At 63.1% G+C, this 15,748-nt stretch carries 10 protein-coding genes; 9 read left to right on the top strand and 1 reads right to left on the bottom strand.

The features are described 5' to 3' along the window. The first annotated feature begins 15 nt into the window (after window positions 1-15). The 5 genes from C4J84_RS19375 (at window position 16) to argR (ending at window position 4,494) form a co-directional block, all read left to right on the top strand. Window positions 16-705, top strand: coding sequence for an ABC transporter permease (locus tag C4J84_RS19375; RefSeq protein WP_078738713.1), 690 nt, complete (start codon window positions 16-18; stop codon window positions 703-705). Continuing rightward, entirely contained in the window at window positions 702-1,400 is a 699-nt protein-coding gene (locus C4J84_RS19370; protein WP_124371614.1) for an ABC transporter permease, read from the top strand. The genes C4J84_RS19375 and C4J84_RS19370 overlap by 4 nt, the downstream gene beginning before the upstream one ends. A gap of 1 nt (window position 1,401) precedes the next feature. Continuing rightward, entirely contained in the window at window positions 1,402-2,514 is a 1,113-nt protein-coding gene (locus C4J84_RS19365) for a succinylglutamate desuccinylase/aspartoacylase family protein (protein WP_124405047.1), read from the top strand. A 27-nt stretch (window positions 2,515-2,541) separates the two neighbouring features. Beyond that, on the top strand, window positions 2,542-3,306 hold the full coding sequence (locus C4J84_RS19360; RefSeq protein WP_046069190.1) for an ABC transporter ATP-binding protein: 765 nt from the start codon (window positions 2,542-2,544) through the stop codon (window positions 3,304-3,306). A gap of 207 nt (window positions 3,307-3,513) precedes the next feature. Continuing rightward, window positions 3,514-4,494: a transcriptional regulator ArgR gene (gene argR / locus C4J84_RS19355; RefSeq protein ID WP_124371611.1), complete on the top strand. Its 981-nt coding sequence runs from the start codon at window positions 3,514-3,516 to the stop codon at window positions 4,492-4,494. A 9-nt stretch (window positions 4,495-4,503) separates the two neighbouring features. Here argR and C4J84_RS19350 read toward each other — a convergent pair whose 3' ends face one another. Then, window positions 4,504-10,416 carry a leucine-rich repeat domain-containing protein gene (locus C4J84_RS19350; RefSeq protein ID WP_124435965.1) on the bottom strand — a complete coding sequence of 1,971 codons (5,913 nt, stop codon included), beginning with the start codon at window positions 10,414-10,416 and terminating at the stop codon, window positions 4,504-4,506. Window positions 10,417-10,719: 303 nt separating this feature from the next. On the opposite strand from C4J84_RS19350, the gene C4J84_RS19345 reads away from it, so the two are divergent. The 4 genes from C4J84_RS19345 to astD all read left to right on the top strand — a co-directional run bounded on the left by C4J84_RS19345 (window position 10,720) and on the right by astD (window position 15,699). Continuing rightward, window positions 10,720-11,940 (top strand): aspartate aminotransferase family protein, encoded by a 1,221-nt coding sequence (locus tag C4J84_RS19345; RefSeq protein WP_124435964.1) that lies wholly within the window; start codon window positions 10,720-10,722, stop codon window positions 11,938-11,940. A 187-nt stretch (window positions 11,941-12,127) separates the two neighbouring features. Next, the gene (aruF, locus tag C4J84_RS19340; RefSeq protein ID WP_124364050.1) at window positions 12,128-13,147 is read left to right on the top strand and encodes an arginine/ornithine succinyltransferase subunit alpha; all 1,020 of its coding nucleotides are present in this window, start codon (window positions 12,128-12,130) and stop codon (window positions 13,145-13,147) included. Window positions 13,148-13,207: 60 nt separating this feature from the next. Beyond that, window positions 13,208-14,233 (top strand): arginine N-succinyltransferase, encoded by a 1,026-nt coding sequence (gene astA, locus C4J84_RS19335; RefSeq protein WP_124368060.1) that lies wholly within the window; start codon window positions 13,208-13,210, stop codon window positions 14,231-14,233. Beyond that, complete coding sequence (gene astD / locus C4J84_RS19330) at window positions 14,230-15,699, top strand: succinylglutamate-semialdehyde dehydrogenase (protein WP_164487830.1); 1,470 nt, start codon at window positions 14,230-14,232, stop codon at window positions 15,697-15,699. The genes astA and astD overlap by 4 nt, the downstream gene beginning before the upstream one ends. Window positions 15,700-15,748: the final 49 nt, after the last annotated feature.

The following is a 15,748-nucleotide window of genomic DNA, read 5'->3' as shown; positions in this document are numbered from 1 at the left end:
TCGAGGACCTGAATCATGTTGAAAGGCTACGGGGCCGTCATCCTCGATGGCGCATGGTTGACGCTTCAGCTCGCCTTGTCGTCCATGGCCCTGGCCATTGTTCTGGGTCTGATCGGGGTCGCGTTGCGCCTGTCGCCGGTGCGCTGGCTGGCGTGGCTGGGCGACCTGTACTCCACGGTGATCCGCGGGATCCCCGATCTGGTGCTGATCCTGCTGATTTTCTACGGTGGCCAGGACTTGCTTAACCGCGTCGCGCCGATGCTCGGCTTTGACGACTATATTGACCTGAACCCCCTGGCCGCCGGTATCGGCACCCTGGGTTTCATCTTTGGCGCCTACCTGTCGGAAACCTTCCGCGGCGCCTTCATGGCCATTCCCAAGGGCCAGGCCGAGGCCGGCCTGGCGTATGGCATGAGCAGCTTCCAGGTGTTTTTCCGGGTGATGGTGCCGCAGATGATCCGGCTGGCGATCCCCGGGTTTACCAACAACTGGCTGGTACTCACCAAGGCCACCGCGCTGATTTCAGTGGTGGGCCTGCAAGACATGATGTTCAAGGCCAAGCAGGCGGCCGACGCCACCCGCGAGCCTTTTACCTTCTTCCTCGCAGTGGCGGCGATGTACCTGGTGATCACCAGCGTGTCGTTGCTGGCCCTGCGCTATCTTGAGAAGCGCTACTCGGTAGGCGTAAGGGCGGCTGATCTATGATCTTCGACTACAACGTCATCTGGGAGGCCATGCCGCTGTACCTTGGCGGCTTGCTGACCACCCTGAAACTGCTCGCCATTTCGCTGTTCTTCGGCTTGCTCGCCGCCTTGCCCCTGGGCTTGATGCGCGTGTCCAAGCAGCCGATCGTCAACGGCGTGGCATGGCTCTACACCTATGTGATCCGCGGCACACCGATGCTGGTGCAACTGTTCCTGATCTACTACGGCCTGGCCCAGTTCGAGGCCGTACGGGAAAGCTTCCTGTGGCCGTTGCTGTCCAGCGCCACGTTTTGCGCGTGCCTGGCGTTTGCGATCAACACCAGCGCCTACACCGCCGAGATCATCGCCGGCAGCCTCAAGGCCACGCCCAATGGCGAGATCGAAGCGGCCAAGGCCATGGGCATGTCGCGCTACAAGCTGTACCGTCGCATCCTGCTGCCCTCGGCCCTGCGCCGCGCGCTGCCGCAGTACAGCAACGAAGTGATCATGATGCTGCAGACCACCAGCCTGGCCTCCATCGTCACCTTGATCGACATCACCGGTGCCGCGCGCACGGTGAATGCCCAGTACTACCTGCCGTTCGAAGCCTATATCACCGCTGGCGCGTTCTACCTGTGCCTGACGTTCATCCTGGTGCGCCTGTTCAAGTTGGCCGAGCGCCGCTGGCTGAGCTACCTGGCGCCACGGAAGCATTGATATGGAACGTATCGATCACCTGTTGCCCTGGGGCCACCTGGGTTGTGAGCGCCAGCTGAGTGTGTTCCGTTTCGGCAGTGGCGAGCGCAAGGCCTACATCCAGGCCAGCCTGCACGCCGATGAATTGCCCGGCATGCGCGCCGCCTGGGAGCTGAAAAAACGCCTTACCGACCTGGAACGCCAAGGGGCGCTCAATGGCGTGATCGAGCTGGTGCCGGTGGCCAATCCGATGGGCCTGGGCCAGTTGCTGCAGGGCAGCCACCAGGGGCGTTTCGAGGTCGGCAGCGGCAAGAATTTCAACCGCGATTTCGTCGAGTTGAGCGCGCCCGTCGCCGAGCGTCTGCACGGCAAGCTGGGCGATGACCCCCACGCCAATGTGCGCTTGATCCGCCAAGCCATGAGCGACGTGCTCAGCGCCTTGCCGCCGCCGAGCAGCCAGTTGCAAGGCATGCAGCGCATTCTGCTGAGCCATGCCTGCACCGCCGACATCGTGCTCGACTTGCATTGCGACGCCGAAGCCGCCCTGCACATGTATGCGCTGCCCCAGCACTGGCCGCAGTGGCGTTCGCTGTCGGCGCATTTGAATGTGAAGGTCGGCCTGCTGGCGGAAGATTCCGGCGGCAGTTCGTTTGACGAGGCGTGTTCGCTGCCGTGGCTGCGCTTGTCCCGGGCGTTCCCCGAGGCGCAGATTGCGCTGGCGTGTCTGGCGACGACCCTGGAGCTGGGCGGCCAGGCCGACACCGGCCGCGACGAGGCGATCTTCCACGCCGAGGGCATCCTGGCGTTCCTCGCCGAACAAGGCCTGATCAAGGGCGAATGGCCCGCACCGCAGCACGAGGCGTGTGAAGGCATGCCCTTCGAAGGCACCGAGTTGCTGTTCGCCCCCCACGCCGGGGTGATCAGTTACCTGCGTAAAGCCGGTGACTGGGTTGAAACCGGTGAACCGATTTTTGAAGTGATTGATCCTCTGACCGACCGCGTCAGCATCGTCTGCGCGGGCACGTCCGGGGTGTTGTTCGCCGTTGAACGGCTGCGTTATGCCCAAGCGGGTTTCTGGCTGGCCAAGGTGGCGGGGCGCGAAGCGCTGCGTCACGGGCGCTTGCTCAACGACTGACCACCTGTTTTTGTGAGAACCGACCGCATGTACAAACTTGAAGTCCAAGACCTGCATAAACGCTATGGCAGTCATGAAGTGCTCAAAGGCGTGTCCCTGGCCGCCGCTGCCGGTGATGTGATCAGCATCATCGGCTCCAGCGGTTCGGGCAAAAGTACCTTTTTGCGCTGTATCAACCTGCTCGAGCAACCTCACGCCGGCAAGATTCTGCTCAATAACGAAGAGCTGAAACTGGTCGCGAACAAAGATGGCGCCATGAAGGCCGCCGACCCTAAACAACTGCAACGCATGCGTTCGCGCCTGTCCATGGTGTTCCAGCATTTCAACTTGTGGTCGCACATGACCGCGCTGGAAAACGTGATGGAAGCGCCGGTGCACGTGCTGGGCATGTCGAAAAAAGACGCCCGTGAGAAGGCCGAGCATTACCTGGCCAAGGTCGGCGTGGGCCATCGCAAGGATGCGTTCCCCGGCCACATGTCCGGCGGCGAGCAGCAGCGCGTGGCGATCGCCCGTGCCCTGGCGATGGAGCCGGAGGTGATGCTGTTCGACGAACCCACTTCGGCGCTCGACCCGGAGCTGGTCGGCGAAGTGCTCAAGGTGATGCAGGACCTGGCCCAGGAAGGCCGCACCATGGTGGTGGTGACCCACGAAATGGGCTTTGCCCGTGAGGTGTCGAACCAGTTGGTGTTTTTGCACAAAGGTATCGTCGAAGAGCGCGGCAATCCGCGTGAAGTGCTGGTGAATCCGCAGTCTGTGCGCCTTCAGCAGTTCCTCTCCGGCAGCTTGAAATAACCCACTTCACTGGAGACGCTGCACCCTGTGGGAGGGGGCTTGCCCCCGATAGCGGTACATCAGATACACATTTGCTGACTGATCCGCCGCTATCGGGAGCAAGCCCCCTCCCACATTGGGATCTTCATCGTTTTGAGATTTCTATTCACTTACGGGCTAGCATTGGCCTTTGTCTTCATTACCGTTACTCGCTTCGGATAGCCTTCCATGACCGCCCACAAAATTGGTTTCCTGATTTGGCCCAGCACAAAAGCCCTCACGCTTGCGCTGGCTGAGGAGGCCTTGCGCGTTGCTCAGCGGGTGCATCCGGACGTGGTCTACGAGCTGTCGTTTTTGCTCGCAGAGCCGGCCACCGAAGGCGCCTGGCAACTGCCGGGCGAACCGTGGGCCGGCAAGCTGGAAGGCTTCCAGAAACTGTTCCTGCTGGCCGACGAGCCGCCCACCGTTATCGCTTCGCAACTGAGCTCCGCTCTCAAGCAACTGGTGCGCGCCGGTTGTGTGATCGGCGGTTTGTCGGCCGGTGTCTACCCCTTGGCCCAGTTGGGCCTGCTCGACGGCTACCGCGCCGCCGTGCACTGGCGTTGGCAGGATGATTTTGCCGAGCGTTTCCCCAAGGTCATCGCCACCAGCCATCTGTTCGACTGGGACCGCGACCGCCTGACCGCCTGCGGTGGCATGTCGGTACTCGACCTGCTGCTGGCGGTATTGGCCCGTGACCACGGCGCCGAACTGGCCGGTGCGGTCTCCGAAGAACTGGTGGTGGAGCGCATCCGCGAAGGCGGCGAGCGCCAGCGCATTCCGCTGCAGAACCGCCTGGGCTCCAGCCATCCGAAGCTGACCCAGGCGGTGTTGCTGATGGAAGCCAATATCGAGGAGCCGCTGACCACCGATGAAATCGCCCAGCACGTGTGCGTGTCGCGACGACAACTGGAGCGGATCTTCAAGCAGTACCTCAATCGCGTCCCCAGCCAGTACTACCTGGAACTGCGCCTGAACAAGGCGCGCCAGATGCTCATGCAGACCAGCAAGTCGATCATCCAGATCGGCCTGTCGTGCGGCTTCTCCTCGGGGCCGCATTTCTCCAGCGCCTACCGCAACTTCTTCGGCGCCACCCCGCGTGAAGACCGCAACCAGCGGCGCAGCAGCAGCCCGTTCGAACTGTCGTCGGTGCCGTCCGAGCGCGGTTGAGTCGCGCCGTTATTCCTCCATCGGCCGGGGCGTGCCGGGCGCCGACAGGGGAACGCCGGCGTCGTCGAACATCGCGTCTTCCACGCCTAATTCGTAGCCCGTCTGGCGGTAGTAACTGCGCAGCAGTTCCAGGCTTTGCGCAGACAACGGATTGCCGCTCAAATCAGAGTCGTCATCCAGCGGCATGGGCATTTCCAGCAGGTCGCTGGGCAGCTCCATGATCTGGTTGTCGCTCAGGTCCACGACCCGCAGGCGGCGCAGGCTGAAGATCCCTTCCGGTACGTTTGTCAGCTCACAGCTGTGCAGGTAAACCGATACCAACCGCCGGAAATGACGCAGGTCAGGCGTCAGGGTCAGGGGGTTGTTGCTCAGGTCCAGGTATTCCAGCTGGACCAGGCCCGACAGCAGCTCATTGCTGGCGGGCGTCAAGCGGATGTGGTTTTGCGCCAGCTTCAGGTAGCGCAGGCGTCCCAGGTGCACCAACGAGGCGGGCAGGTCGCCCAGCGTGTGGTTCTCGATGGTCAGGTTGATCAGGTTGGGAAAACACCTGAGCAACCCGTCGACCTGTTGATTGGTGCCGTCGCCGATGATTTCCAGCAGGGTGACGTGGTCGAAGCGCGCGGTCAGCGTCGGCATGTCCCCCAACAGTTGCCCGTCGAACACCAGCTTGAAGCTGCGTCGGATAAACACGCTGGAGTCGTCCAGTTCGCCCTCCCGGCGCCAGCAACGTTCGAGCAGGCTTTTGAAGGCCAATCGGCGCAGTTGTTCACGTGCGCGGGTGTCTTCGTCCAGCACCGTGTCGAGCAGCGGATCCCGTTGCGGGATGTCCGTGGCCCAGGCCAGCAACTGGCGTTCCAACTGGCGGTATTCGACGCCCCGGCGCGTGATTTCAAGCGCGGCGGCGTCCAGGTCGCCGGGCAACTGAAAATACAGGCGGTTGATTTCGCGGACGCCCAGGCTTGGGTACAGTGCCTGGAGCTGCTGCACGTGCACCGGGGGCGCCTCGACGTTCCAGTGTTCGCCGCTGGCCTGGCAGTAGGTCTTGATACGCGCCAATGTTTGCCGCGACAACGGGTTGCCCGCCAGGTCGAACGACGCGCCGAAGGCGGCGGGCAATGCAAACCCCTGATCGGAAATGTCCTCGATGACGTTGTGGCTCAGGTCGACCCGTGTTCGATAAACACTGCCGGAGAGCAGCGCCGGCGGAATTTCGCGCAGGCCTGTGTTACTGAGCGACAGGCTGGCGAGGTTGCTCAGGCGGTTGAAGTCCGGCAGCCAGCTCAGGCGGTTGTTCGCCAGGTCCAGGTGCTTGAGGTGAACCATGCCGGACAGCACCTGGGTGCTGACGGGGTTGAGGGTGAGGCCGCAGTCGTCCAGGCGCAGGTGGGTCAATCGCAGCAAGTGCGGCAAGGTCTTGGGAAAGTGATTGAGGGCATAGTGCTCAACGGACAGCCGTTCCAGGTTGGGAAAACTGCGCAGGAACGCCCCCAGCAGCAGGTCGGAACCATCGCCGCTCAGCAGCAGGGATGAGACTTGCTTGAGTGGCCGGCTCAGGTCGGGAAGCTCGCCGCTGACGGGGTGCGTCAGCCTGAGTGTGAAGCATGGCTGATCGCCCTGGGCCTGTTCATCCTGCTCGGCTTCCCGGCGCCAGACAGCCTCGAGGGTGTCCACCAACCGTGCGCGGGCGGCGCGCGCCTGGACCGAGGCCAGCGGGTCTTCGGCCCAGGGACTCAGGTCCTGGCGAATGCTGCGGTAGTCGGCGCCAAGCTGCTCCAGCGCGGCCTGGGTGGCGTCGAGGTCACCTGGAAAATCAAAAATGAGCTGATTGATGTCATCGTCACTCAGGGTCGGGAACAGGCGTTTGGCCTGCTCGATGTCCGCACTGGGCGCATCGATATCCCAGCGGCCTGTGGTCCTTTGGTAGTAAGCCTTGACGCGCTGCAGGGTCGCCCGCGAAAGCGGGTTGGCGCTGAGGTCGAACTTGCGGCTGGTGGCCACCGGCATATCGAAGAGCGCTGCCGGCAGCTCGCTGATCTGGTTGTTCGACAGCACCGCCAGTCCCAGCTCCGGGCGGTCGAGCATGCCCGGCGGCAGCTCGCGAATGCCGGTATAGCTTAAATCCAGGTGCTGCAGCCGGGGCATATTGGCGACGCTGGGGGTCAGGCCCAGCGGGTTGTTGTACAGGTCCAGGGTCACCAGGCGGGTCATGCCGCCGAGGACTGCACGGCTTTCTTCGCTCAAGATAATGTTGCAGTCGCTCAGGATCAGGGTGTTGAGGGCGGGCAGTCGGGTGATGCTCGGCGCAAGGCGGCCGAGGGAAAACTTGCTGATGTTCAAGTGACGCAGGCGTTGAAACATTTGCACAAACCTGTCCACCTCCAGCGGGGTGTGCGCACCGCTCAACTCCAGCAGGGTGATGTGCTCGAAACGCGCGGTAAGCACCGGCAGTTCGCCGTAGATGGGCATCGTCAATTGCAGCTTATGGCCGCTGAGAGCCGGCTGTTCGTGAAACTCATCAATCTCGGTTTCCTGACGCCAGCTACGCCTGATTTCTTCGGCCCACAGCCCGCGATCGCGGCGGGCGTATTGATACTCCTGGGTCGTCAGTGGTGCCTCGGTAATGGGGTGGAACGGCGGCGTCGCGTGCTCCCACACGGCAAGGTCGGTGTCCATTTTGTCGTACTCGGCCTGCAGCGTGATCAGGCTGGGCAGTGCGCCGCCCGGTCGGTCTTCCAGGGTTTGCACCAGTTCGCTGATCTGCTCGTGGTTGAGCCGAGGCAGCAGGTGGTGGGCGCGCTGCTCGAGGGAGAGCTGCGCCTGTGACGGTCCGGCGGCCTGGTAGCCTTCCATGCCGCCACGCAGGCGCATCACTTCGGGATCATAGGTGGGTTCGCGATAGGTGTCCTTGCCGAGCAGGGCGCGCAATTGCTCGCGGTCCAGTACATGTTCGGCAACCGCCTGGCGCAGGCGTTCGCCCTGGCCGATATGGATGTCCAGGGCGTCGCGCTGGCTGTCCGGGATAGCCTGGAGGATGGCGGTGTAGAAATCGGTGTCGGCGAACACCGGCCCCGTTTCATCGACCGGGGTGTAGTGGCCCGTTTCGGTGCGCACCAGGGTCCTCTTGAGTGTGGCGCCTTCGGCGCCGATGGCTTGCAGCAGTGGGCCGTTGGCGTGGTACTCGCGCAGTTCCAGGCGCAGGTCGGTCGACCATCCGGGCAGGCGCTCCAGGGACTGCAGGACCAGCAGATAGGTGTCCGGGTTGTCGACGGCGTCCAGGTACAACCCTTCGTAGGCACGGGTGGTGCGTACCTCCAACTGGGCCGAGGCGGCCTGCTCGACGATACGGGCGGGCACCTTGCCGAGGTCAATGGCCCGCCACTCCGCGCCGCTGGCACTGGCCAGCAGTTCCTCGGCCACGCTGGTGGGCAACCCGCGTTCCGGGGCGGCATCAATGATTTTTTGCAGCGAGGCAATGGGGCTGCGTTCTTCGCTGCGGTAGCGGGAGTCGAACAGGTTGAAGCGTTTGTCGTGGGCAAGCCGGGCGATTTTTTTGCGCAGGGCGCCGGCGCGCAGGTGAGTGTGCGGGGCGGGCAGGTCGGCGGGTTCCTCCAGCAGCAGCTTGCGCTCGGGTTCATCCAGGCTGTCGATCAGGATGCGCAGCAATTCACCGTTTTTCAGCTGGCTTTCGCGCACCTGCACCACGTGCGCACCGGATTGCCCGGCGAACTCCCACTGGGTATTGCCGCTGGAGTCGACAAGACGCAGTGTCCTGGATACCGGCCATAGGCCGTTGCTGGTCAGTACCTGCAACTGAGTCTGGATATCGGCCTGCCGGTAAATTCCGGGGTCATCGCTGTTCATTTGCGTGATGAAGTCTTGCAGCGCCTGGTCAATTTTGAAGCGCTTGAGGGTGTCGGCCAGCAGCGGGGGGAGCGTTTGCTGGCGCATGTGCATCTTGCGCAAGGCATTGGCGTGGGTGCCGCTGACGCTGTGTGCCTGGCGCAGGCGGGCGTCGCTGAGCCCGTCCGCCCGGTAGCCGAGGCGACGCATCAGGGTGGCATTGTCCCAGTTCAGCGGGCGCTCCATTTCGGTGATCCAGGCGCCCTGGCCGTTGTTCAGTAACCGTGGAGCGTAGGCGGCTGGGCGGCTGGGATGGCGTAGGGAATAGCGCAGGCTGGCGGGGTCTTGTTGCAGGCTATAGTAATCGCCATCCAAGGGCAGCAGGATGTTGCCATTATAGCGGTACAGGCCTTGTGGGTCGGGACGTACTGTCTCGGGCGGTGTGAACTTGACACGATAGGGCGCAAGGTCGGGTTTCCACAGGCGCTGACCGCCCTCGGGTGTGGTCACGGGTGTCAGGCCGTTGAGAAAACCCAGGCACTCGCCGGGCAGTACCTTGCGCAACAGGCCTTGGGCGATAGGGATTCCGGTGGCAAACAAGCCCAGTTGCACCAGTTGCTCGACAAACCCCATGGTGTGCCCGAACGCCTCCCGCGTCAGGCCTTCAGCCCAGTCGATAACGCCCTCGAAGGCCTCGTCCAGCAGTTGGTAAGCGGTGTAGCCCAGCATCAGCAGCCCAAGCGGTGGAACAAAAGGGCTGGCAATCAGGGCTGCCACTTGCAGCAGCGCCGAGCCGATTTTCTGCACCAGATCCCAGCGCTCCCAACGGGCCTTGCGGTTGACGGCGGCGGTGGACACCGCTTGGCTGCTCGCGTCATCGCGCAACTTGCTCAACTTCATCTGGTGCAGGTGCTGGAACAGGGGTTGCTTGATGGGCAGGCCACGAAACTCCAGCTTCGGCCGGTCCACCTCGGTCTCGCGCCAGCTCGGCAGCGGGTCGCCCGGCGTATGGGGGTGCCAGGTCACTTCGCTCAGGCGGCGGTTGAGGTCGGCGAAGAAGCTGCCGATATCGGCATGGCTGACAAAACGGCTGAAAAAGTGTTGAAAGTCCGTCGAACGCAGCCGTGCCGCGAGCGCCTGCATAAATGCCTGCGCGCTGGGGTATTGCTTGATCGGGTGCTGCGGGTCGTCGGGGATATAGGCGATGACCGGCGCCACCGCGCGGCTTGAGTCCAGGTGCGGCGAAAACACCACAATCCCGACCAGGCGACTGGACATGATGACCAGCTCATGGGCGATCAATGCCGGGCGCTGGCTGGCGTGGCTGATCAGGCTGTGCACCGCGTCATACCCGGCCTGCGGGATGTCGCCCTTGAGCAGCGCCATGTACAGTGACAGCTTGAGCGCGCTGGCCTGGCTTTGCTCGACGCGGGCCTGAAGCACCGCTTCGGCCACGGGGTTGCCCAGCCCCAGGTAATCCTCAAGATAACGCTGGTAGCGACCACCGATATCGAGTTCGCGGCACAGGGTGGCGAATTGCGCGACGCTGATGCGCGCTGCAATCGCCGGCAGGCTCTGGAAGTGTCCGGCGGCATTGGGTTGGGTGCTGAAGCCGGAGTTCTGCTCGTAGGCATCGGGCTCGGCTTCAGCCGGCTCGAAGTTGTGCAGGGCGGCCTTCAGCAGCGATACGCTCCAGGTGCGCGAAGCCCCGGCCCTGACGCGAACCCCGGCGAGGGTCAAGGGCACGTAGAGTTGCAGCCAGGTGCTGCGCACATCCAGGTCCAGCGCATATTGGCGCTTGAGCGCCGCTTGCAGCAACTCGGCGCCAAACGTCTCCGGGCTCTTGAGCTCGGCCAGGGCCTTGTCCACTTGGTTCTGCCGGGTCCAGGCTTCGCCGTTCAGGCGCTTGAGTTCTGCGTGTTGGGCGTCGCAGGCGTGCTTGTACCAGTCGGGAATACTCGGCGCGTGTTCGCCAAGGGCCGAACGCCTGGCGGGCGCGGCATCCCCCAACCAGTGGGGGATGGCCTGCGTGAGAATTGTGTGGTGGGTGTCGGGTGCGATGGGGACGGGGCGTTGGCGCATTGGATCGGTCCTTGAGGGTACAGGTGTTTATCCAGCAGACCAGTCCACGCCCGATCGACGGCGGTAAATACGTGGGGCGCCACGCCCGCGCCGATTTGCGAAGATCCCCTGCGCACGGAGCGGGCGCACGGTTTAAACTGCGCCATTGCGACGCTATTTGTCGCATTGGCGTAAACCCGCGTAAAACGCGGGTTGGCGCTATAAGAAGTTGTCGCTTGGCGGCAAGGCCGCACTGAAAACTGTCCTTACAATCCCTGCATCGCCCGCCAGTTCCAGGCAGGCGTTCCTCTTCAGGAGACTCCGATGTCCGTTGAGCAAGCCCCGGTGCAACGTGCCGATTTCGACCAGGTCATGGTTCCCAACTATGCGCCTGCCGCCTTCATTCCCGTGCGTGGCGCAGGTTCGCGCGTGTGGGACCAGGCGGGTCGCGAGCTGATCGACTTTGCCGGCGGTATCGCGGTCAACGTATTGGGCCACGCCCACCCGGCGCTGGTCGGCGCACTGACCGAGCAGGCCAACAAGCTGTGGCATGTCTCCAACGTGTTCACCAATGAGCCGGCGCTGCGCCTGGCGCACAAGCTGATCGACGCCACGTTTGCCGAGCGTGTGTTCTTCTGCAACTCCGGCGCCGAAGCCAACGAGGCCGCCTTCAAGCTGGCCCGTCGCGTGGCGTTCGACCGTTTCGGCAGCGAGAAGTACGAGATCATCGCCGCGCTGAACAGCTTCCACGGCCGTACCCTGTTCACCGTCAACGTCGGTGGTCAGTCCAAGTACTCCGATGGTTTCGGGCCTAAAATCACCGGCATCACCCACGTTCCTTTTAACGACCTGGAGGCTTTAAAAGCCGCCGTGTCGGACAAGACCTGCGCCGTGGTGCTGGAGCCGATCCAGGGCGAAGGCGGTGTACTGCCGGCCGAGTTGGCTTATTTGCAAGGCGCCCGCGAATTGTGCGACGCGAACAACGCGCTGCTGGTGTTCGACGAAGTGCAAACCGGCATGGGCCGCAGCGGCCACCTGTTTGCTTACCAACACTACGGCGTGGTGCCGGACATCCTCACCAGCGCCAAGAGCCTGGGTGGCGGTTTCCCGATTGCCGCGATGCTCACCCGCGAAGACCTGGCCAAGCACCTGGTGGTCGGCACCCACGGCACCACCTACGGCGGTAACCCGCTGGCGTGCGCAGTGGCTGAAGCGGTGATCGACGTGATCAACACTCCCGAGGTGCTGGCCGGCGTGAATGCCAAGCACGACCTGTTCAAGGCGCGCCTGGAGCAGATCGGCGAGCAGTACGGCATCTTCACCCAAGTGCGTGGCATGGGCCTGCTGATCGGTTGCGTGTTGAGCGATGCGTTCAAGGGCAAGGCCAAGGACGTGTTCAACGCCGCCGAGAAAGAAAACCTGATGATCCTGCAAGCCGGCCCGGACGTGGTGCGTTTCGCGCCGAGCCTGGTGGTGGAAGAGGCGGACATCAACGAAGGCCTGGATCGCTTCGAACGTGCCGTAAAAATGCTGACCCAAGCCTGATACACATCTTTCTGCCGGACCGGATCAAATGTGGGAGGGGGCTTGCTCCCGATAGCGGACGGTCAGTTGATGCAACTGGTACTGAACCACCGCCATCGGGAGCAAGCCCCCTCCCACATTGGATATGAGTTGTGCCTGACGTGTCCGGTATTTTTTCCTATGAGTTCTAGAGTTAAGGAGTGACACCATGCTGGTGATGCGCCCCGCGCAAATGGCTGATCTGGGCGAGGTACAGCGTCTGGCTGCGGACAGCCCGATTGGTGTCACCTCCTTGCCGGATGATGTGGAACGCCTGAGCGACAAGATCGCGGCCAGCGAAGCGTCCTTCGCGGCCGAGGTGAGTTTCAACGGTGAAGAAAGCTATTTCTTCGTGCTCGAAGACACCGAGACGGGCAAGCTCGCGGGCTGCTCGGCCATCGTCGCGTCGGCCGGCTACTCGGAGCCCTTCTACAGTTTCCGTAACGAAACCTTCGTGCACGCCTCCCGCGAGCTGAAGATCCACAACAAGATCCATGTGTTGTCCCAGTGTCACGACCTCACCGGTAACAGCCTGCTCACCAGTTTCTACGTGGTGCCTGAGCTGGTCGGTTCGCCGTGGTCGGAGCTCAACTCCCGTGGCCGCCTGTTGTTCGTCGCCAGCCACCCCGAGCGCTTTGCCGATTCAGTGGTGACCGAGATCGTCGGCTACAGCGACGAGAACGGTGATTCGCCGTTCTGGGACGCCATCGGTCGCAACTTCTTCGACCTCAATTACGCCGCCGCCGAGCGCCTGTGCGGGCTGAAAAGCCGTACGTTCCTCGCCGAGCTGATGCCGCATTACCCGATCTACGTGCCGCTGCTGCCGGACGAAGCCCAGGAAGCCATGGGCCAGGTGCACCCGCGTGCGCAGATTACCTTCGATATCCTCATGCGCGAGGGCTTCGAAACCGACCATTACATCGACATCTTCGACGGCGGCCCGACCCTGCACGCGCGGGTTTCGGGCATCCGCTCGATCGCCCAGAGCCGCGTGGTGCCGGTGAAGATCGGCGAGATGCTCAAGGGTGTCGGCCGCCAGTACTTGGTCAGCAACGCGCAGTTGCAGGATTACCGTGCGGTGATGCTGGAGCTGGACTACGCGCCCGGCAAACCGGTGACCCTCGACCTCGCCGCCGCCGAAGCCCTGGGCGTTGGCGAAGGCGCGAGCGTGCGTCTTGTTGCAGTGTGAGAGCCGGTATAAAACAGAGTTTCGCGGGTGGCTGCAAAGCGGCCCGTTCGAGGAGATAGCATGATCGTTCGTCCCGTACGCAGCAGCGATTTACCGGCCCTGATTGATCTGGCGCGCAGCACCGGCACCGGCCTCACCACCTTGCCGGCCAACGAAGAGCGCTTGACCCACCGCGTGGGCTGGGCTGAGAAAACCTTTCGTGGCGAAGCCGGGCGCGGCGATGCCGACTACCTGTTCGTGCTGGAGAACGACGAAGGCCGCGTGGTGGGCATTTCGGCCATCGCCGGCGCCGTCGGCCTGCGCGAGCCGTGGTACAACTTCCGGGTCGGCCTGACGGTCAGCGCCTCCCAGGAATTGAACATCTACCGCGAAATTCCGACGCTGTTCCTGGCCAACGACCTCACCGGCAACTCCGAGCTGTGTTCGTTGTTCCTGCACGCCGATTACCGCAACGGCCTCAACGGCCGCATGCTGGCCAAGGCGCGCATGCTGTTCATCGCGGAATTTCCGCAACTGTTCGGCAACAAGATCATCGCCGAGATGCGCGGCGTGTCCAACGAAGCGGGCCGCTCGCCGTTCTGGGAAAGCCTGGGCCGGCACTTCTTCAAAATGGAATTCAGCCAGGCCGACTACCTTACCGGTGTCGGCAACAAAGCGTTTATCGCTGAGTTGATGCCCAAGTTTCCGCTGTACAGCTGCTTTCTTTCCGAAGACGCGCGCAACGTGATCGGCAAGGTCCATCCGGATACCGAGCCGGCGCTGAGCATGCTCAAGAGCGAAGGCTTCAGCTACCAGGGCTATGTGGATATTTTCGACGCCGGCCCGGCGGTGGAGTGTGAAACCAGCAAGATCCGTGCGGTGCGCGACAGCCAGGCGCTGGTGCTGGCCATCGGCACGCCGGGGGACGACGCCACGCCGTTCCTGATCCATAACCGCAAACGCGAAGACTGCCGCATCACTGCTGCCCCGGCTCGCTTGGCGGCGGGCACGTTGGTGGTCGATCCGCTGACCGCCAAGCGTCTGCAGCTTGTGGTTGGTGATCAAGTGCGTGCCGTACCGTTGTCCGCAGCCCGGGAGTCGAAATAATGAATTCGTTGTATATCGCAGGTAGCTGGCTGGCCGGCCAGGGTGAATTGTTTGAATCGCGTAACCCGGTGACCCAGCAGGTACTGTGGAGCGGCAACGGTGCGACGGCCGAGCAGGTCGAGTCCGCCGTGCAGGCCGCACGCCAGGCATTTCCAGGCTGGGCGCGGCGTTCGTTGGAAGAGCGCATCAGTGTGCTCGAAACCTTCGCCAGTACCCTGAAAAGCCGCGCAGATGAAATCGCCCGCTGCATCGGTGAGGAAACCGGTAAGCCGCTGTGGGAATCGGCCACCGAAGTCACCAGCATGGCCAACAAGATCGCGATCTCGGTGCAAAGTTATCGCGAGCGTACCGGCGAGAAGAGCGGCCCCCTGGGCGACGCCACCGCTGTGCTGCGCCACAAGCCCCATGGCGTGGTGGCGGTGTTCGGCCCTTACAACTTTCCTGGCCACTTGCCGAACGGGCATATCGTCCCGGCGCTGCTGGCGGGCAACACCGTACTGTTCAAGCCGAGCGAGCTCACGCCGAAAGTGGCCGAGTTGACCGTGCAGTGCTGGGTCGAAGCGGGTTTACCGGCGGGCGTGTTGAACCTTCTGCAAGGTGCGCGGGAAACCGGCATCGCGTTGGCCGCCAACCCAGGCATCGACGGGTTGTTCTTCACCGGTTCCAGCCGCACCGGCAACCATCTGCACCAGCAGTTTTCCGGGCGTCCGGACAAGATCCTGGCCCTGGAGATGGGCGGCAACAACCCGCTGGTAGTGGACGAAGTGGCCGACATGGATGCGGCGGTGTACACCATCATCCAGTCGGCGTTTATCTCCGCCGGCCAACGCTGCACCTGCGCCCGTCGCTTGCTGGTGCCGCAAGGCGCCTGGGGTGATGCGTTGCTGGCGCGTCTGGTGGCAGTCAGCGCGGCCATTGAAGTGGGCGCGTTCGACCAGCAACCGGCGCCGTTCATGGGCTCGGTGATTTCCCTGGCGGCCGCCAAAGCCTTGATGGACGCCCAGGAACTTATGTTGGCCAATGGCGCCGTGGCGCTGCTGGAAATGACCCAACCCCGGGACCAGGCCGCCTTGTTGACCCCAGGCATCATCGACGTGACGGCGGTGGCCGAGCGCGAAGACGAAGAACTGTTCGGCCCGCTGTTGCAGGTGATTCGCTACGCGGATTTTGCCGCGGCCATCACTGAGGCCAATAACACCCAGTACGGCCTGGCTGCTGGTTTGCTGTCGGATTCCGAGGAGCGTTACCAGCAGTTCTGGCTGGAAAGCCGCGCCGGCATCGTCAACTGGAACAAACAGCTGACCGGCGCCGCCAGCACCGCACCGTTCGGCGGGGTAGGGGCTTCGGGCAACCACCGCGCCAGTGCGTATTACGCGGCGGATTATTGCGCGTATCCGGTTGCGTCACTGGAAACCCCGAGCCTGGTGGTTCCAGCCACTCTGACCCCGGGCATAACACTGGCCTAAATGTGGGAGGGGGCTTGCCCCCGATAGCGGTTGACCAGTCACCTGATTT

Source organism: Pseudomonas sp. R11-23-07 (genome assembly GCF_003852295.1).
Taxonomy (GTDB): domain Bacteria; phylum Pseudomonadota; class Gammaproteobacteria; order Pseudomonadales; family Pseudomonadaceae; genus Aquipseudomonas.
The sequence above is the reverse complement of the archived record's forward strand: the minus strand, read 5'-3'. Positions and strand labels throughout refer to the sequence as shown.